Origin of the sequence: Sneathia sp. DSM 16631 (assembly GCF_014892235.1) — a bacterium.
In the GTDB taxonomy this organism is placed as follows: Bacteria; Fusobacteriota; Fusobacteriia; order Fusobacteriales; family Leptotrichiaceae; genus Sneathia; species Sneathia vaginalis.
In genome coordinates, this window is the sequence record NZ_JADBHL010000002.1 from 58899 (window position 1) to 78964 (window position 20066).

The 20066-nt window shown below is 31.0% G+C and carries 15 protein-coding genes and 1 other annotated feature; of the genes, 2 read left to right on the plus strand and 13 right to left on the minus strand.

What is annotated here, in order from left to right; genetic code table 11:
- Positions 1-26: 26 nt before the first annotated feature.
- The 8 genes from IMK15_RS01885 to tyrS form a co-directional block, all read right to left on the minus strand.
- A complete protein-coding gene (locus IMK15_RS01885; protein ID WP_046329077.1) occupies positions 27-209 on the minus strand; it encodes a DNA-directed RNA polymerase subunit omega in 183 nt (60 codons plus the stop codon).
- On the minus strand, positions 196-762 hold the full coding sequence (gmk, locus tag IMK15_RS01890) for a guanylate kinase (protein WP_192941728.1): 567 nt from the start codon (positions 760-762) through the stop codon (positions 196-198). Before gmk ends, IMK15_RS01885 begins: the two co-directional genes overlap by 14 nt.
- A gap of 37 nt (positions 763-799) precedes the next feature.
- Entirely contained in the window at positions 800-4771 is a 3972-nt protein-coding gene (rpoC, locus tag IMK15_RS01895) for a DNA-directed RNA polymerase subunit beta' (protein WP_192941679.1), read from the minus strand.
- 14 nt (positions 4772-4785) lie between these two features.
- Positions 4786-8223 (minus strand): DNA-directed RNA polymerase subunit beta, encoded by a 3438-nt coding sequence (gene rpoB, locus IMK15_RS01900; RefSeq protein WP_192941680.1) that lies wholly within the window; start codon positions 8221-8223, stop codon positions 4786-4788.
- 140 nt (positions 8224-8363) lie between these two features.
- The gene (gene rplL, locus IMK15_RS01905) at positions 8364-8732 is read right to left on the minus strand and encodes a 50S ribosomal protein L7/L12 (protein ID WP_192941681.1); all 369 of its coding nucleotides are present in this window, start codon (positions 8730-8732) and stop codon (positions 8364-8366) included.
- Positions 8733-8764: 32 nt separating this feature from the next.
- On the minus strand, positions 8765-9250 hold the full coding sequence (gene rplJ, locus IMK15_RS01910; protein WP_046329082.1) for a 50S ribosomal protein L10: 486 nt from the start codon (positions 9248-9250) through the stop codon (positions 8765-8767).
- 15 nt (positions 9251-9265) lie between these two features.
- Positions 9266-9380, minus strand: a sequence feature (ribosomal protein L10 leader region).
- Between the two features lie 227 nt (positions 9381-9607).
- Positions 9608-10576: an FAD-dependent oxidoreductase gene (locus tag IMK15_RS01915; RefSeq protein ID WP_192941682.1), complete on the minus strand. Its 969-nt coding sequence runs from the start codon at positions 10574-10576 to the stop codon at positions 9608-9610.
- Positions 10576-11793: a tyrosine--tRNA ligase gene (tyrS, locus tag IMK15_RS01920; RefSeq protein WP_192941683.1), complete on the minus strand. Its 1218-nt coding sequence runs from the start codon at positions 11791-11793 to the stop codon at positions 10576-10578. Before tyrS ends, IMK15_RS01915 begins: the two co-directional genes overlap by 1 nt.
- Before the next feature lie 112 nt (positions 11794-11905).
- On the opposite strand from tyrS, the gene IMK15_RS01925 reads away from it, so the two are divergent.
- Together IMK15_RS01925 and IMK15_RS01930 are read left to right on the plus strand one after the other, a co-directional pair.
- Positions 11906-12979: a glycerate kinase gene (locus tag IMK15_RS01925; protein ID WP_192941684.1), complete on the plus strand. Its 1074-nt coding sequence runs from the start codon at positions 11906-11908 to the stop codon at positions 12977-12979.
- Between the two features lie 67 nt (positions 12980-13046).
- Positions 13047-13850, plus strand: coding sequence for a 5'-nucleotidase, lipoprotein e(P4) family (locus IMK15_RS01930; protein WP_192941685.1), 804 nt, complete (start codon positions 13047-13049; stop codon positions 13848-13850).
- 26 nt (positions 13851-13876) lie between these two features.
- Here the strand turns inward: IMK15_RS01930 and IMK15_RS01935 are convergent, their stop codons facing one another.
- The 5 genes from IMK15_RS01935 to IMK15_RS01955 form a co-directional block, all read right to left on the minus strand.
- A complete protein-coding gene (locus tag IMK15_RS01935; RefSeq protein WP_192941686.1) occupies positions 13877-14317 on the minus strand; it encodes a nucleoside 2-deoxyribosyltransferase in 441 nt (146 codons plus the stop codon).
- Position 14318: 1 nt separating this feature from the next.
- Complete coding sequence (locus IMK15_RS01940; protein WP_046329087.1) at positions 14319-15545, minus strand: phosphoglycerate kinase; 1227 nt, start codon at positions 15543-15545, stop codon at positions 14319-14321.
- A gap of 73 nt (positions 15546-15618) precedes the next feature.
- The gene (gap, locus tag IMK15_RS01945) at positions 15619-16629 is read right to left on the minus strand and encodes a type I glyceraldehyde-3-phosphate dehydrogenase (RefSeq protein ID WP_046329088.1); all 1011 of its coding nucleotides are present in this window, start codon (positions 16627-16629) and stop codon (positions 15619-15621) included.
- A gap of 52 nt (positions 16630-16681) precedes the next feature.
- Positions 16682-17548, minus strand: coding sequence for an RluA family pseudouridine synthase (locus IMK15_RS01950; RefSeq protein WP_192941687.1), 867 nt, complete (start codon positions 17546-17548; stop codon positions 16682-16684).
- A complete protein-coding gene (locus tag IMK15_RS01955; RefSeq protein WP_192941688.1) occupies positions 17548-20052 on the minus strand; it encodes a DegV family protein in 2505 nt (834 codons plus the stop codon). The genes IMK15_RS01950 and IMK15_RS01955 overlap by 1 nt, the downstream gene beginning before the upstream one ends.
- Between the last annotated feature and the right edge of the window lie 14 nt (positions 20053-20066).

Sequence of the window (20066 nt, forward strand, 5' to 3'; positions counted from 1 at the left end):
ATATTTGCGTTTGTCAATGAAAAATCTTAATTTTCTTCTATTTTTATTTTATCTTCCATTACTTCTTCAAAAACTATATCCATTACTTTTGACTTTGCAACGCCATTTTGTAATTTAATACGTGCTAACTTACCACATGCTATTGCTAATTCATATTTATTTGGAAACTTATTTACTAATTCATCTACTGTTATTTTATGCTTTTTCATATGATTCTTCCTTTATAATATCTATCAATTGCTTTATCGCATCATCTAATTTCTTATTAACTATCACATAGTCATACTCTTTCTCATATGACAATTCTTTTTTAGCATTTTTTAATCTTAATTCTATAATTTCTTCACTATCAGTCTTACGATTTCTAAGTCTTTTTTCTAAAACTTCTTCGTTTTCTGTTCTGCAAAAAATTAAAACTGCATCTTGTTTTCTCTTCTTAGCCTGTATGCCACCTTGTACATCTATTTCAAGTATAATATTATGTCCCTTATTTAAGTTATCTTCTACAACTTTTTCTAAAGTTCCATAATAGTTCCCATGCACAAGTGCATATTCGAAAAATTCGTTATTCTTAATTTTTTCTTCAAATTCTTCTTTGGTTAGGAAATAATAATCACGACCATCAACTTCACCAAGTCGTGGTTTTCTACTAGTTGCAGAAATTGATAAAGGAATATTTAACATATCCCTTACCTTTTTTGTGATTGTTGACTTTCCAGACCCTGAAGGTCCTGAAACTACAAATAATCTACCTTTCACAATAACTCCTAAAGTGGCAGTCAATATTTCTATTGACCGCCTATATTTCATCCTCTGATATTTCTTCTAATTCTTCTACTTTTAAATCGTTATAGTCCTTAAATCCTGTTCCTCCTGGTATCTTCTTACCAATTATTACATTTTCTTTAAGTCCTTCTAATCTATCAACTTTACCTTCTATAGCTGCATTAGCTAATACTTTTGTTGTTTCTTGGAATGAAGATGCAGAGATAAAGCTTTCTGTATTAACAGCTGCTTTAGTTATACCTTGTATAATAGGTTCATATTTAGCAGGTTGTTTACCTTCTTCTATCTTCTTTCTGTTAATATTTTCAATTAACTTCTTATCAACTAATTCTTCTTCTAAGAATAAAGTTGAACCAGATTCAAGTATTCTAACTTTTTGGAACATTTGTTTAACAATAATTTCTATATGCTTATCGTTAACTGTAACTCCTTGTCCTCTATATACACCTTGAACAGCTTCTAGTATAAATTGTTGTGCAGCAACTTCACCTTTAACTCTTAACATATCATGTGGTGATATAGGACCATCAGTAATTTTAGCTCCTTTTTCTATTAACATTTCGTTTGTAACAACTAAACGTTCTCCACCTTGGATCACATATTGTTTAATTTCTTCACCAGTTTCTGGATCAGTTATTATTACAGTACGTGCCCCCTTCTTATTATTCATATCTTCTTTTAGTATTACTCTACCTGCAACATCTGATAATAGAGCTTTACCTTTTGGATTTCTTGCTTCAAATAATTCTTGTACTCTTGGAAGACCACCTGTAATATCCTTTGTACCTTCAGCAGTTTTTACTATTTTTGCAATTATTTCTCCTGAATTTACATGTTCCTTTTCACTGTGCATTATATATGCCCCATATGGAATACTATATTCTGCTAACTTCTTATTTGTCTTTTCATCGTAGATAATAGCTCTTGGGTTTATTTCGTTATTTTCACTAGGCTTAATTGCTAATTTTTCTATAACGTTATACTTAATATCTACATTTTCCTTTATATATATATCTCTATATGAAATTCTACCTGCCTTAGTTGAGATTATTGGTGTTTGGAATGGGTCGAATTCTACTATTACTTCACCCTTCTTAACTCTTTCACCATTTTTAAACATTAATGTTGATCCACTAGGTATTTCATATTTATGTTTTCCTACTATTGCCTTAGCTGTTTGTGTTGCAACAATTTCACGACCATTTTCATCAGTAATCAATTCTAGGTCTACATATTTAATCTTACCACCGTCAATTGCCTTATAGCTTGATTGAACAGCAGCTGCTTGTGCTACCCCTCCTGTATGGAAAGTACGCATTGTAAGTTGGGTACCAGGTTCTCCTATTGATTGCGCTGCAATAACCCCTACTGCTTCACCTTTTAGAATTTCTTTATGGTTAGATAAGTCTATACCATAACATTTTCTACATACCCCTTTATTTTCTAATTTACATGTTAATGGACTTCTTACCATAACTTCTGTAATACCAAGTTCTTTAATCTTTTCATTTAATTCATCTGTAACCATAGTATTGTACTTAGCAACAACTACTCCGTCATGAACTAAGTCTTGTGCTAATCTTCTACCATATATTCTTTCTGCTAATGGTTCGATTACTTCACCTGAATCAACTAAACTAGATACTAATAGTCCTTCACCATGACATCCACAATCATCTTTCTTGATTATTACTTCATGTGAAATATCAACTAGTCTTCTTGTTAAGTATCCTGAATCGGCAGTTCTCAAGGCTCTATCTGAAGCTCCTTTTCTAGCTCCGTGTGATGACATGAAGAAGTCTAATACACTAAGTCCTTCTCTAAAGTTTACTTTTATAGGTTTTTCCATGATTCTTCCTTGTGTATCTGCCATTAGTCCACGCATACCTGCTAGTTGACGCATTTGTGCGATACTACCTCTGGCTCCTGAAGTTGCCATCATGTATACTGGATTAAATTCATCAAGGTTATCCATCATATCCTTTGTAACTTTTTCTGTAACATCTGACCAAATTTCAACAGTTCTTCTGTATCTTTCGTCATTTATTATCTTACCTTGTCTATATTCTTCATCTACTTCTAGAACTTGCTTGTCTGCTTTTTCTAATAGACCCTTCTTTGTTGCTGGTATTTCTAGATCTTCAACACTGACTGTTACCCCTGCTAATGTTCCGTAGTGGTAACCAAATGCCTTAATCTTATCTAATAATTCTGATGTTTTTTGTGCTCCATACTTCTTGTATAGTATTGCGATTAATTTTGCAATTTGTTTTTTACCATAAGTTGCACCATAATCCCTTACTTCTGGAGGTAACATTGTTGTAAACATAACTCTTCCTGGAGTTGTTTCAACTAATTTTCCATCTATTCTTACTTTTGCTACAGCGTGTGTATCAATGTTTCCTGTTTGATATGCAGTTATTAACTGATTCTTATTAGAGAACATTAATCCTTCACCTTTAGCTCCTTTTTTTGTTGTTGTCATATAGTAACATCCCATAACCATATCTTGTGATGGAACAGCTATAGGCTTACCACTTGATGGTGATAATAGGTTACTTGTTGATAACATTAATAGTTTTGCTTCCATTTGTGATTCTGGTGATAATACCAAGTGTATTGCCATTTGGTCACCATCAAAGTCAGCATTAAATGCAGCACAAACTAGAGGATGTAGTCTCATAGCCTTACCTTCTATAAGGATAGGTTCAAATGCTTGTATAGATAGTCTGTGTAGAGTCGGTGCTCTGTTTAGTAAAACTGGGTGATTCTTAATTATTTCTTCTATTAATTCCCATACACATTCATCTTCTTCTTCAACCATTCTCTTTGCTATCTTAATGTTAGAAGCTAATTCTCTTTTTACTAATTCTCTCATTAAGAATGGCTTGTATAGTTCTAAAGCCATCTTCTTAGGTAAACCACATTGATTCATTTTAAGACTTGGTCCTACGACTATAACAGATCTTCCAGAATAGTCAACACGTTTACCTAGTAAGTTTTGTCTAAATCTTCCTTGTTTTCCTTTTAACATTGAAGATAATGACTTTAATTCTCTGTTATTTTGAGATAATATTGCCTTACCTCTTCTACCATTATCTATTAGACAGTCTACTGCTTCTTGTAACATTCTTTTTTCATTTTTTATCATTGTTTCAGGTGCATTAATTTCTAATAGTTTTTTAAGTCTTGCATTTCTATTTATTACACGTCTATATAGATCATTTAAATCTGAAGTTGCAAAACGTCCACCATCTAATTGAACCATAGGTCTTAAATCAGCTGGCATTACTGGTAAAACAGTTAATATCATCCATTCAGGTCTATTTCCTGAATTCTTAAAGTCTCTTATTACCTTTAATCTCTTAACTATCTTCTTTTTCTTTTGTACTGAATTTACACTTTCTAACTCTTCATCTAACTTAGCTTCTGCTTCATCTAGATCTATTTTTTTAAGTAAGTCTTGTACACCTTCAGCACCCATTTTAGCAACAAAATTTTCACGATTTTGAGTTTTAATAAGTTCATATTCTCTACTTTGTATTACTGAACCTGCTGGGTACTCATCATCCCCTTCAATTACTATATATTTTGAGTGGTATAAGACAGCTTCTAGATCTTTAGTAGAAATACCAAGTAATAAGCTCATCTTGTTTGGTGTTCCTTTAGAATACCAAATATGTGCAACTGGTGATGCTAGTTCAATGTGTCCCATTCTTTCACGTCTAACTTTTGATGTTGTAACATCTACACCACATTTTTCACATTTTATACCTTTATGTTTTAGTCTTTTATACTTCCCACATGAACATTCATAATCTTTTGATGGTCCAAATATTTTTTCACAAAAAAGTCCATTTGGTTCTGGTTTTAATGTTCTGTAGTTAATAGTTTCAGCCTTAGTTACTTCTCCATAAGACCATTCTCTAATTTTTTCTGGAGAAGCTAGTTTAATTTGTATGCTGTCAAAATCTTTAATACTCATCTACAATAAGCTCCTTACATATCTACATTATTGTCTAATTCAATCTTTTCACCATCAGCACTGTATAAATTAATATCTAATCCTAGTGATTGGAATTCTTTCATAAGTACTTTGAATGATTCTGGTGCATCAGCCTCAGGCATAGGTTGACCTTTTACAATTGCTTCATAAGTCTTTGTTCTTCCATTAATATCATCAGACTTAACAGTTAGCATTTCTTGTAATACATTTGATGCTCCATATGCTTCTAGTGCCCAAACTTCCATTTCTCCTAATCTTTGTCCACCGAATTGTGCTTTTCCTCCTAATGGTTGTTGAGTTACTAATGAATATGGTCCTATTGCTCTTGCGTGCATTTTATCTTCTACAAGATGGTGTAATTTTAATATGTACATATATCCAACTGTTATTTCACTATCAAATGGTTTACCTGTTCTTCCATCTATTAATTTAACTTTACCTGTCTTATTAAATCCAGCTTTTTCAAGCATTTCTTTTACTTCTTCTTCTGTTGCTCCATCGAATACTGGTGTTGCTATGTGTTTTTTCAATTTACCTAAAGCCATACCTAAGTGTACTTCTAGTACTTGCCCTATATTCATACGTGATGGAACCCCTAATGGATTTAAACAAATATCAACTGGAGTACCATCTTCTAAGTGTGGCATATCTTCTACTGGTAATATTCTTGAAACTATACCTTTGTTACCGTGTCTACCTGATATCTTATCTCCAACTGTTATCTTTCTCTTTTCAGCTACATATATTCTAATTAATTTGTTAACTCCAGCTTTTAAGTCATCACCATTTTCCTTTGATAATTCTAGAACTTCTACTACAGTTCCTTTTACACCATGAGGTAATCTAAGTGATGTATCTCTAACATCTTTTGCCTTATCACCAAATATTGCTCTTAATAATTTTTCTTCTGCAGGTGGTTCTGTTTCACCCTTAGGTGTTACTTTACCAACTAAGATATCATCTGGTTTAACATATGCTCCTACACGGATAATTCCGTTTTCATCAAGATCTCTTATTGCTTCTTCTGATACATTAGGTATTTCTCTTGTAATTTCTTCATCACCTAATTTTGTTGTTCTTGATTCTATATCAAATTCTTCTATGTGTAATGATGTTAAAACATCGTCTTTTCTTAATCTTTCTGAGATTAAAATAGCATCTTCATAGTTGTATCCTTCCCATGGTATAAATGCTATTAATAGGTTTCTACCTAAAGCTAAATCTCCACCACAAGTTGCTGGACCATCTGCTAATATTTGTCCTTTTTCAACTTTTTCATCTATGTCTACTATAGGTTTTTGGTGTAAGCACATAGATTGGTTTGATTTTTCAAAGTTTAATAATCTATATAGGTGTTCTTTACCTTCATTATCTGTTACTATTATCTTCTTAGCATCTACTGCTGTTACAACTCCACTAGTCTTAGAACATATTACAGCTCCAGAGTCTATTGCAACTTTTCTTTCTAGCCCTGTTCCTACTAATGGGGCTTCTGTTTTAAGTAACGGTACTGCTTGTCTTTGCATATTTGATCCCATTAACGCACGGTTGGCATCATCGTGTTCTAAGAATGGTATTAATCCTGCAGAAACAGACACTAATTGTTGTGGAGAAACGTCCATTAAATCAACCTTATGTTTGTCTATAGTAACTATTTCATCATCATATCTACAAACTGGATTAGTTAATAGGTTACCCTTATCATCAACTGGTGTATCGGCTTGTGCTATGAATAATCCTACTTCTTCATCAGCTGCTAAGTATTCTATCTTATTAAAATCTGCAACACCATTTTCAACCTTAACATATGGTGTTTCTATAAACCCATACTTATTAACCTTACCATATGTTGATAATGAGGCTATAAGCCCGATATTAGGACCTTCTGGTGTTTCTATTGGACATATTCTACCATAGTGTGAGTTGTGTACGTCACGAACTTCGAATCCTGCTCTATCTCTTGATAAACCTCCAGGACCTAATGCTGATATTCTTCTTTTATGTGTCAATTCACTTAAAGGATTTGATTGGTCCATGAATTGTGATAATTGTCCACTACCAAAGAATTCTAATATTAATGCATTTAATGGTTTTGTGTTTAATAGGCTTTGTACTGATAATGCTTTAATATCTTGTATAGTAGTCATTTTTTCCTTAGCCATCTTAGCTAATTTAATCATTCCACCTTTAACTTGTATAGCAAGTAATTCTCCTACACCTCTAACACGTCTATTTGATAAGTTATCTATGTCATCAGTTGTTCCTTCACCTCTAATTAACTTTTTAAGATAATTAATAGTTGCAACAACATCTTCTTTCTTTAAGACTACATCTGTATCAGGTAATGATAATTTTAGTCTCTTGTTTATCTTGTATCTACCAACATTAGCTAAATCATATCTTTGAACATTAGTAAACATTGGTATTATCAATTGCTTAGCACTTGTTAATGTTACAAGATCTCCTGGTCTTAATTTTCTATATATTTCTATTACTGCTTCATCTGAATCCACTGTATCATCTATTTGTATTGAGTTTGCTAAAGGTATTTCTTCAAGCTTAACTTCCCAAATATCAATTGAACTTTCTTTTGCTTCTATTAAGCTTTGTATGATACCTTCAGTAATTCTTTGACCTATTTCTACAATAAATTCACCAGTATTACCATCTATCTTATCTTCTCTTGAGAATGAACCTTCTATTCTTGATTTAATAGCACTAAGTGTTTCATCAGTATTATAGTCATACCATTCACTTAAATCTATTGTCTTTTTTTCTAAGAATTCATCTAATATTTCATTGTTATCATGGAAAAATCCAATAGCTTTTAAGAAGACTGTTGCAGGAACTTTCTTTCTTCTGTCAATTTTTACATTTAAAATATCTTTCTTGTCTACTTCAAATTCTAACCAAGTACCTTTATATGGAATTATTTTACCTACAAATAAGTCCTTACCTGTTTGCATATCTACTTCTTTATTAAATGTTATTCCTGGTGCTCTATGTAATTGTGATACTACAACTCTTTCTGCTCCATTGATAATAAATGACCCTTGTTCAGTCATTAATGGTATTTCACCAAAATGCACAAATTCTGATGGTATTTCCCCATCCTTATTTGTCAAATTAAACTTAACTTTTAACAACCCTGAAAAAGTTTTACCTCTTCTTTTACATTCTAGTTCATCATTTAATGGTTCTTCATTATCACGAATTTCATAACTTGAATATCTTAGTTGTATATCCCCATGAGAAATTTCACCAAATATTTCCCTAAAAATGGCTTCCAATCCTTTGACTTCTCTATCTTCTGGTTTAACCTTTGCTTGTAAGAAGTCTTCATAAGAATCCATTTGAAAATCAAGAAATCCAGGCATTTGCCCTCTTTCTTTAATTTTACCGAAACTGTATCTTTCTATCAGTTTACTCATTATTTCCTCCCATAAAAGATGCTTTTTAAAAAAAAATTATTTAAAAATATAAATTAACGAAATTTTTTTGATTTTATTGAAATGCATAAAAGACACTCTACACAATTACTTACGTAGAGTGCCTAAATATATTAATATTATTACTTAACTTCTACAGTTGCTCCAGCTGCTTCTAACTTAGCTTTAATTTCTTCAGCTTCTTCCTTAGAAACACCTTCTTTAATTTTTGAACCTGCAGTTTCAGCTAATTCTTTTGCTTCTTTTAAACCTAATCCTGTGATTCCTCTTACTTCTTTAATTACATTAATCTTTGAAGCTCCTGCTGATTGTAAGATTACATCGAATTCAGTCTTTTCTTCAGCTGATGCTCCTGCTGCTCCTGCTGCTGCAACAGCTACTGGTTGAGCTGATACTCCAAATGTTTCTTCAATTGCTTCTACTACTTCTTTTAATTCTAATACAGACATTGCCTTTAAATCTTCTATAAATTGTTCTTTATTAAATGCCATAAATTTTCCTCCTAATTTTATTTTAATTTATTTTAGTTTTTTTGTTCAGCTACGTTTGTTAATGCAACTGCTAACATACGAACTGGACTTAATAATCCGTAAGCTACTTGAGCTAGTAATTCTTCTCTTGTTGGTAACTTAGCTAATGCTTCTATCATAGCCTTGTCTACTAATCCACCGTCAACATAACCACCTTTAATTTCTAGTTTGTTGATCTTTTTACTGTATTCGTAAACTGTCTTTGATGGAGCTACACCATCTTCATATCCAACTACAAATGAAGTTGTTCCTTCTAGTAAAGTACCATAGTCTGCATCCATTCCAACTTCTTTTAATGCTATTTGTATTAATCTATTTTTTGCTACAAAGTATTCAACATTACTATTTCTAGCAATTCTTCTTAATTCTGTATCTTCATTAACAGATATACCCTTGTAATCAACAAATACGACAGCTTTAGCATCTTTTAGTTTAGAAACTAATTTCTTAACTTCATCTACTTTATATTGTGCTGGCATACTTTTTCACCTCCTATATACGCAAAAAAACCTCTCAAGCCAGAGGTAAAAATATACAAAAATATATCATACTCACCTCGGTAGGATTTACCTTTACACCTACTGTCTTTGGCTTAGTTTTTTCATTTCAAATTATCATAGCACATTTAAGTACCTTTGTCAAATCTTTTTTTAGAGCGACATCTAGAGCGACAAATTAGAGATAAGTCAATGTATAAAGACTTTTTTAGAGCGACATTTCGAGGGACATCTAAAATTTATATTTGTAATAAAGCTAATATATAAAGGATTTTTTCGAGGGACTTCGAGGGACATTTCGAGGGACAAAAAAATTCTTCTATTTCTAGAAGAATCTTTTTAGTGGTTTATAATATAATTAAAAGCTGATAGTGCTGCTTTTGCACCTTCACCCAACGCTATTATTATTTGCTTGTAAGCTACATCAGTACAGTCACCTGCAGCAAATATACCGTCAATGTCTGTTCTATTAACACTATCTATCTCTATTTCACCTATTTTGTTTGTCTTAACTAAGTCTTTAAAATTATCTGTATTAGCTTTTAGTCCTATTTCAACGAATACACCATCTACTTTTAACTCTCTATCTTCATTAGTTTTTCTATCTGTTACTAATATATTAGTTACAAATTGTTCTCCTCTAATTTCCTTTATTGCTGTATTAGTTAGTATCTTTATCTTTTCATTTTCTTTTGCTTTTTCTTGTAAAACTTCATCTGCTTTCAATTCTGGCATAAATTCTACTACTGTAACAGATTTTGCAATATTTGATAAGTCTATGGCTGCTTCTATACCTGAATTTCCACCTCCAGCTACTACTACATCAAGATTTCTGTAAAACGGTCCATCACAAGTTGAACAGTAGTGAACACCTCTACCTTTAAATTCACTTTCACCCTTAACATTTAGTTCTCTATGTTTTGCTCCAGTTGATATAATTACGGTTTTTGTTTTAAATTCTACACCATTATCAGTTACAACTGTCTTTATTTTACCATTTTCAATCTTATTCACTAAATGTCCCTTATAGAAAGGAATTTCATACTCTTTAGCGTGTTTTTCTAATGAATTTACAAATTCTGGTCCTGTTGTAGAAATAGTACCTATAATATTTTCTATACCATTAGTTGTACTTACTTGACCCCCTACAGCATCTGCAATAATTCCAACTTTTAATCCTTTTCTAATTGAATATATCGCTGCTGATATTGCACTTGGTCCTGCACCTATTACAATAACATCATAAACACTATCGCTTCTCATTTCACTAAAATCTTTTTCATTTAAATTAAGACTTAAATCAAACATCAGTCCTCCTTTTTGATTCTTACAATCTTCTTCTTTCCTGCCTTTATTATCATACCATGTGATATTTCTATTACCGCCTTATTATCCTTAACAACATTGTCATTTACTTTAACAGCACCTTGTTCTATAAGTCTTCTTGCTTCACTTGTTGATTTACAAAAGTCAAGTTCTTTAACTAATAGATCTATTATACCCATGCTACTAGCACTAACTTCTTTTGTAGGCAACTCTATATCAAGATTTTTCTTTGAGAATAAGTTTTCAAAATATTCTCTTGCTTTTTTAGCTTCTTCACTAGAGTAATATATCTTAACTAATTCTTCTCCTAATCTTTTCTTTGCTTCCATAGGATGAACTTCTTTTTTAATTCTTTCTATTTCTTCTAAAGGTACTTCTGTTAATTGTTCATAGTAAACGTACATTAAGTCATCAGATATAGACATAATTTTACCAAACATATCATTAGGTGTGTCAGTTATACCAATATAGTTATTAAGTGATTTACTCATTTTTTCTACACCATCTAAACCTACTAGTATAGGCATTAGCATACATACTTGTGGTTCTTTTCCAAAATCTCTTAATAAGTCTCTACCCTTTAAAATGTTGAATTTTTGTTCTGTAGCACCTAATTCAACATCTGCTTCTAAATGTACTGAATCATATGATTGAAGTATAGGATACATGAATTCAACTAATGATACAGGCTTATTCTCCTTAAGTCTTTTTGCAAAGTCTTCACGTGATATCATTTGTGAAACTGTAAATTTAGACATTAAGCTTAAAAAATCTGATAAACTTAGTGATTCTAACCATTCATGGTTATACATTACTGTCATTTTATGTATGTCTAATATATTCCCTATTTGGCTTAGATAAGTTTCAATATTCTTTTCTATTTGTTCCATAGTAAGCATTTTTCTTGTTTCACTCTTACCAGTTGGATCTCCTATTCTTGCTGTAAATGTACCAATTAAGAATATTGGTTCATGTCCTAAATCTTGGAATTGTTTTAACTTTCTAAGTGGTACAGCATGACCTAAATGTAGGTCACTACCAGTTGGATCTATTCCTAATTTAACTTTTAATCCTTTACCTGTTCTAATACTTTTTTCAAGTTTTTTCTTAAACTCTTCTTCATTAATTAATTCTTCACAACCTCTTTTTAGAATGTTAAATTGTCTTTCAACTTCTTTTTGAATTTCTACTTCAGTCATAGTTATCTCCTGTCAATTTTATTTTACATTTTTTATTTATTTTTTTCAAGTAGATTGTATCATATTATATAATTATGTTCAAATATTATGGTATAATTAGTTGAGGTGAAATATGAAAATACTTATTGCTCCAGATTCATTCAAGAACTGTTTAAGTTCACAAAAAATCTGTGAAATTTTTAGAAAAAATTGTATTAATGATGTAATTACTTGTCCCATGGCTGATGGTGGCGAAGGAACTGTAAATACTTTAGTTAATGCAACTAATGGAAGATATATAACAAAAAGTGTGCATGGACCTAATTACAATAAGGTTTATGCAACCTACGGTATTTTAGGTGATAAAAAAACTGCTGTAATAGAAGTTGCTAGTTGTGCTGGCATAGCATTGGTTAAAAAAAGAAATCCTTTTTACACCACTACATATGGTCTTGGAGAATTAATACTAGATGCTCTAGACAAAGGAATACGTGACTTCATAATAGGACTTGGTGGCAGTAGCACTAATGATGCTGGAATAGGTATGCTGCGTGCTTTAGGGATTAAAATGTACAGTACAGATAAAACTGAAATCATACACGCAAAAGATATATGTAAGATATATGAAATAGATAGAACACATTTTGATAAAAGAATTAAAGAATCTAATTTTTTAATAGCTAGTGATGTTACTAATCCTTTTACAGGTATTAATGGAGCCTCATTTGTTTTTGGACCACAAAAGGGTGCAACAAAAAGTATGGCTAAAAAACTAGATGATAATTTCAAACATTTTGAAAAAATTTTAGGAAGAAATTTAGAATTTAAAGGTGCTGGTGCTGCTGGAGGGTTAGGTGCTTGTTTTGTTGTGTTCTTTGATGCAAACTTAGAAAAAGGCATAGATATTGTAAACCGTATCTGCAAATTAGAAGAAAAGATTCAAGATGCCGATATTGTAATTACTGGTGAGGGTAGATCAGATAGTCAAACAAAATTTGGTAAAACACCTTACGGTATCTTATGCCTAGCAAAGAAATACAATAAGCCTGTTTATCTATTCTCTGGTAGAATTATTGACAGTGAAGAACTTTTAGACTTGGGCTTTGATAAATTAGTGGAAATAAGTCCTAAGGATGTGACTATGTCATATGCAATAAGGAATACCAAAAGATTTTTAATTGAAACAATAAAACGCATAGGAATATAATAACTTACCTTGATTTTATGCATTTTTCAATATACAATATTAGTATCTTAATTAGGAGGTTTTCTAAATGAAATTATCTAAAAAAGTATTTGCTTTATTAGCAACTACTATTACTATAGCAAGTTTTGCAGCAGACAAAACTTATACATTGACTGCTAACCAATTAATGGCTAGAGAAAATACTATGAGTACTTATTGGTACCAAACATCTGTTGAAGCTAAAGCTCTATACCTTCAAGGTTACAAGCTTGCAACAAAGAACTTAGCACAAATCATTAAAAAACATCACAAAAAACCTATAGCTATTGTTCTTGATATAGATGAAACTGTATTAGATAATAGTCAATATCAAGCACAAAATATTAAAGATGGTACTGGATTTAGTCCTAAAACTTGGGATGAATGGGTACAATTAGGTAAGGCTAAAGCTGTTCCTGGTGCTAAAGAATTTTTAAGATTTGCTAATAAGAATAAAGTTAAGATCTTCTTTATCTCTGATAGAGATGGTAATCAAGTAGATATTACTAAGAAGAATCTTGAAAATGAAGAAATACCTGTTCAAAGTACAAAAAGTCTATTATTCAAAAATTTAGGTACAAAAGTTGAAAGAATGAATAATGTTAAAACACATTATGATATCGTAATGTTATTCGGAGATAACATCTGTGACTTTGGAGACTTTTCTAAAACTTCAATGGCAGATAGAGAAAAGAAGTTAGAAGAAGTTAAGGCTGAATTTGGTGATAAATTCATTATCTTCCCTAACCCTATGTATGGTTCATTTGAAAGAACTATTTACAAAGAAAAGAATGCAAAAACACCTGAACAACAAATGGAAGTTAAACACAATTTACTTAAGGGATATAAATAAAAATACTAAGGCTTACGCCTTAGTATTTATTTTACAATTTTTTTTAACTCTTCTACCACTTCATTAAATGAATATACTAATTTACCATATTTTAATATTCCACCTAAAACAAAGTGATTCATTCCATATGTTGGTATATCATACTTGTTACTAGATTTTAATCTAATATCTGAATTTATTCCAATTATTATCTTCCCATATGCTATTGCTAAACCAAGTTCAACCATAACTCCAGCATCTTCATTTGTTAAATCAAATATTGCAATATCACAATTTTTTACAGCGTTTGCATCATTTGTGTAAATTTCTTCTGGTGTAGGTAAACTTTGCTTATTTTCATTAAAAGGTTGATCTATTGGATTAAATATATCTAAGTTAGGAAAATTTTCTCTTAAAATTCTCCCTTCTTTTTTTCTTTGTTCTACTTCTGCTTCATTGAATAAAGCACCTGCTAAATATACCTTCATATTATTCACAGCTACATCCACAAGACTTGTTGTCTATTGCTGCTAATCCTGGTAATACTTTTCCTTCTAAGTATTCTAGTGATGCTCCACCACCTGTTGAAATGTGTGAGAACTTGTCGCTGTATCCTAATTGGATTGCAGCTGCTGCTGAATCTCCACCACCTATAATTGTAATTGCATCTTTTAAGTTAGCTATAGCTTCACAAACACCTATTGTTCCCTTAGCATAGTTACTCATTTCAAATACTCCCATAGGTCCATTCCATACAACTGTCTTTGCACCTTCTAATTCTTTCTTGAATAATTCTACAGTCTTTTCCCCTATATCTAATCCCATATCATCAGAAGCTATATCTTCTACTGATACTGTCTTATGAGGTGCATCATTATTAAATTCTTTTGCAACAACTGTATCGATAGGTAATACTAACTTAACACCTTTTGCTTCAGCTTTAGCTAAAATTTCTTTAGCTAAGTCTAGTTTATCTTCTTCTAATAGTGATTTACCTGTATTTAATCCCTTAGCTTTTAGGAATGTAAACATCATTCCACCACCTATTAGTATTTTATCAGCTTTTTCAATTAAGTTTTCTATAACTGCAATCTTGTCAGAAACTTTAGCTCCACCTAAAATTGCAACATAAGGTTTTTTAGGATTATCAACTGCACCACCTAAGAACTTTATTTCCTTTTCCATTAGGTATCCAACAGCTGTATTTCCTTTTAAGTTTTCAGAAATTCCAACATTTGAAGCGTGTGCTCTATGTGCTGTACCAAATGCATCATTTACGAACATATCTCCTAAACTTGCCCAGTATTTACCTAATTCAGGATTATTCTTTGATTCAGCCTTACCATCTAAATCTTCAAATCTTGTGTTTTCAAACATTAAGATTTCACCATTTTTTAAGTTTGAAATTGCATCTTCTAATTCTTTACCTCTTGTTTGTGGAACGAATTTAACTTCTTGTCCTAAAAGTTCTGCTAATCTTTTTGAAACAGGTAATAATGTCTTACTCTTTTTATCTGCTTCTTCTTTTATACGTCCTAAGTGTGAGAATGCAATAACTTTAGCTCCTTTGCTTAAAAGATATTTTAATGTAGGTAATGCTGCTTTTATTCTATTATCATCCTTAATTACACCTTCTTTAATAGGTACATTAAAATCTACTCTTACTAAAACTTTTTTACCTAAAACTTGTAAATCTTCAACAGTTTTCTTTTTCATGATTTCCTCCAAAATAAGGCTTCTGGCATAACATAATGCTAGAAGCCTTCAATAATTTTTATTTTATTAAAGCTTATTTTGATAATTCAACAAAATATTTTAATGTTCTTATTAATTGAGCTGTATATGACATTTCATTATCATACCATGCAACAGTTTTAACTAATTGATGATCTCCTGCTTCAATAACTTTTGTTTGAGTTGCATCAAATATTGATCCAAAGTGGCTTCCAACTATATCTGAAGATACGATTGGTTCTTCATTGTAACCAAATGATTCTGTTGCAGCTTTCTTCATAGCTTCATTAACTTCTTCAACTGTAACTTTTTTCTTTAAAACTGTTACTAATTCTGTTAATGATCCTGTAGGAACTGGTACTCTTTGTGCAGCACCATCTAATTTTCCTGCTAATGAAGGGATAACTAATTTAATAGCTTTTGCTGCACCTGTTGTATTAGGAACAATATTTACAGCTGCTGCTCTTGCACGTCTGAAATCTCCCTTTCTGTGTGGTGCATCTAATGTGTTTTGGTCTCCTGTGTATGCGTGTATAGTTGTCATTGATCCACATTCAATACCAAATACTTTTTCTAATACGTTAGCCATTGGAGCTAAACAGTTAGTTGTACATGAAGCACCTGATATAACAGTTTCAGAACCATCTAAGATTTCGTGGTTTACGTTATATACTACAGTTTTAACACCGTCTCCTTTTGCTGGAGCAGAAATTACAACTTTCTTTGCTCCTGCTTTTATGTGAGCTTCTGCTTTTTCTTTCTTAACAAAGAATCCAGTACATTCTAATACTACGTCTACACCTAATTCTCCCCAAGGTAATTCTTCAGGATTTGCATTAGAGAATGATTTAATTGTTTTACCATTAACAACAAATGCTCCTTCTTCTACTTTAATTTCACCATTGAATTTTCCTTGTGATGAATCGTATTTAAATAAGTGTGCTAACATTGCAGGATCTGTTAAATCGTTTACTGCAACTACGTCAAATTCTGGATCGTTAATCATAAGTCTTAATGCAAGACGTCCTATTCTACCAAATCCATTAATTGCCACTTTTACTGACATAATATATACCTCCTTAAATTTTAAAAACTATGTTATCTTTTTAACGAATACATTATAGCATTTTTGAATCATTTTTTGAATATTTTTTTAATATTTTTTTCATATCATCATACGCTTCTATTGTTATATCCATTTTTTCTTTTGTTCTTGGGTGTATAAATTCTAAGCTATATGAATGTAACATCTGCCTTTTGACATCGTTATTTTCTTTATCGCTGTACAACTTATCACCAAGTATAGGATGACCTATATATGATAAGTGCACCCTTATTTGATGCGTTCTACCTGTAAATAGTTCACACTCTACCAAAGATATATCTTGTTTTTCGTTATATTCTATTGGTATAACCTTGGTCTTTGCATATTGACCTTTTTCATCTATTATTCTTTTTATCTCATTTTCAGGTCTATATATATTCTTTTCTATTATAGTTTCCTTTTCTAGCTTACCTTCTACAATAGCTAAATATTTTTTTCTAACATTACCATAATTTTGTAAAAAAGACTGTGTATAGCTATTTTTAGCTACTATTATCAATCCAGTTGTATCCATATCAAGTCTATTATAGAACCTTGGGACAGTGTTTAAATAGTAAACCACTCCATTAGCTAAAGTTACATCAACTTTTTTTAGAGTAGGATGCGTTATAAGTCCATATGGCTTATTTATTATCAATAAATCTTGATCTTCATAGACTATGTCTAATTTCATTTTTATGGGTTTAATATTTGTCTCTTTTTCTTTTTCAACAACTTTTAATGTCCCACTTGATGGTAATTTTTTAGTTAACCTTACTTGCTTATTATCCAAATATACAAGTACTCTTCTCAAACTTCTTGACGAATAATTTTGAATTTCTCGTAAATATTCAGATATTTTCATTCTGTGTGTACTTCTATCTAGTCTAAATGATTTCATTATAGTAATTTAGGTATAATTAGTATTCCATAAACAGGCCCTGCATGTGTACCAACAGTTGCACCTATTTCTTTCATTGGACTAATAACCGTAACCTTTCTATTTTGTTTGAAGATAGATGTTAACTTGCTAGCTTGTTCTACTTGACTAGAAGTTCCACCTGCTCCTGATAATAGATATATGCTATGTTTTCTAATTCTTTCATTTATTGCTTTTTCTAGATATCTAGTTATACTATTTTCTCCACCTAAAACCTTCTTTTCTACATATAAAGAACCATTGGCTATTGATAGTATAGGCTTCATATTTAATAAGTCCCCTATTGTTTGTGCTGCCTTAGAAATTCTTCCTCCTAGGTATAGGTATTTTAAGCTATCAACAACTATGTATAATTTCATATTATCTCTTAATTTATCAAGATAATTTATAGTATAGTCTATACTTCTTCCATTTCCTATTAACTTAGCTGCTTCTTGTACCATGTATCCTAATTGTACTGAAATAGCTTTAGAGTCGTATATGACAATACTGTCTTCTTTTTTTATCATTTCCCTTGCTAATTTAAGTACATTTTGAGTACCAGATAATTTACTTGATAATGGTATAACTAATATTTTCTTATACCCTCTATTAAATATTTCTGTATATGTATTTACTATATCCTTAGGTGAAGGTTGAGCTGTTCTAAATTGCTTATCTTGATTAACTAATATATCCCAGAATTCTTGTTTTGTAATATTTTCTTCGTCCCTATATTCAACTCCATCACAATCCATTCTAGTCGATAATATTGTAATACCTTTACCTATAACTTCATGTGGACTTAATTCAGATGCTGAGTCTGTAATTATTGCAACATCTGGTTGATTTTTTGGCTTATTATCTATGTAAATATAGTAATCGTAATTTTCTTGCTTACCTTCAATAAACTTAACATTTTCAACTAATTTTGAATTTAATTTATTGAACTTATCACGTATATTTTGATATATTGTATTACCTTCAACAACAGTAATATTTAGTGTATATTCTGTAACTAAATTAGATATTATCTTATCTATAGCTTCTTCTAGTGTCTTAGTTACAAACATTATCTTAGTATTAACTAATACTAAATAATCATCCACCTTTATTTCCATTCCATCTACAACTGTTTCTCTTACAGCTCTTGTAATTTCAACGGAACTATTAATGCTATTTAATTTATCTTTTTCTTCTATTGTTATTTTTGGATATTTCAAATAGAACATACCTTCTAGCATAGTCTTAGTTGGAATTACAATTAGTGGTGTGCTAATTTTTTCCATTGCAAGATTTGCTGCTGCTATTACATTCTTGTTATTTGGTAATACATATACATTGCTATATCCTTCTACCTTACTAACTGCATTTACTATATCGTTAACACTAGGATTTTGACCTTGTCCACCTAATATTACAACATCTGCTCCTAATTCTAGGAACTTATCTTTCAATGCTAGTGTATCAGCTAGGATTACATACGCATCTTTTCTTAAGAACTTCTTCTTATTAACAAATATTTTTGCAAGTCCTTTTTCATCTTTTAGTACATTTTCATTTTGTACTTTCATATTTTCTATTTTAACTTTTTCTAATTCTCCATTTTGTATTGCTTTATCTATTACAATTAATGGTGTATTGGTATGTATATGAACCTTAAATCTCTTACTTGATGCTGCAAATACAGCTGAATCTCCTAATTCTAGTAGTTCAGATTTTAACTGTTCTCTATCAAAGTCTTCCTTTATTTGAATGATAAACTCTGTACAAAACTTATATTTAATTTCTTCTTGATTGTGATTGATATTAAGTATAGTCTTGTCATAGTCGCTTTCAACAACTGATGCTTTAGTTAGTAGCTCTAGCTCTGTTAGTATTTTGCACATACCTACAAAGAAATAGAATAATCCCTTACCTCCTGAATCTACAACTCCTGCTTCTTTTAATTTAGGTAGTAACTCTGGAGTTAACTCAACAGCTTCATTAGCAATTTCTACTATTGCGTCTATAAACTCATTAAAAGTTTCAACATTTCTTACTTCATTTGCCTTTTCAGAAACCATTCTAATAACTGTTAGCATAGTACCCTCAACTGGTGTATCGACTACTTTATATGCTAACTCTTTTGCTGCAATTAATGCATCTGCTACATCGCTAGGACTTAACCTTTTTTTGTCTCTAACACTACTTAAAAATCCTGTTATTATTTGTGATAATATAGTCCCAGAATTTCCCCTTGCACCTATTAAAACAGCATCTTCAACTACATCTGATAAAGTTTTCATATCTGTTTTATCAGTAGTATTTTCCATAATTTCATCTATCATATTCTGAACTGTCATAGACATATTCGTTCCTGTATCGCCATCAGGGACTGGATAAACATTTAATTCATTAAGATATTTCTCATGTCTTTTTATCCATTTTGCTCCACCAATTAAGACTCTACGTAGTCTTTTAGCGTCCATATATTTTATACCCATAGGTTCTTTTATCC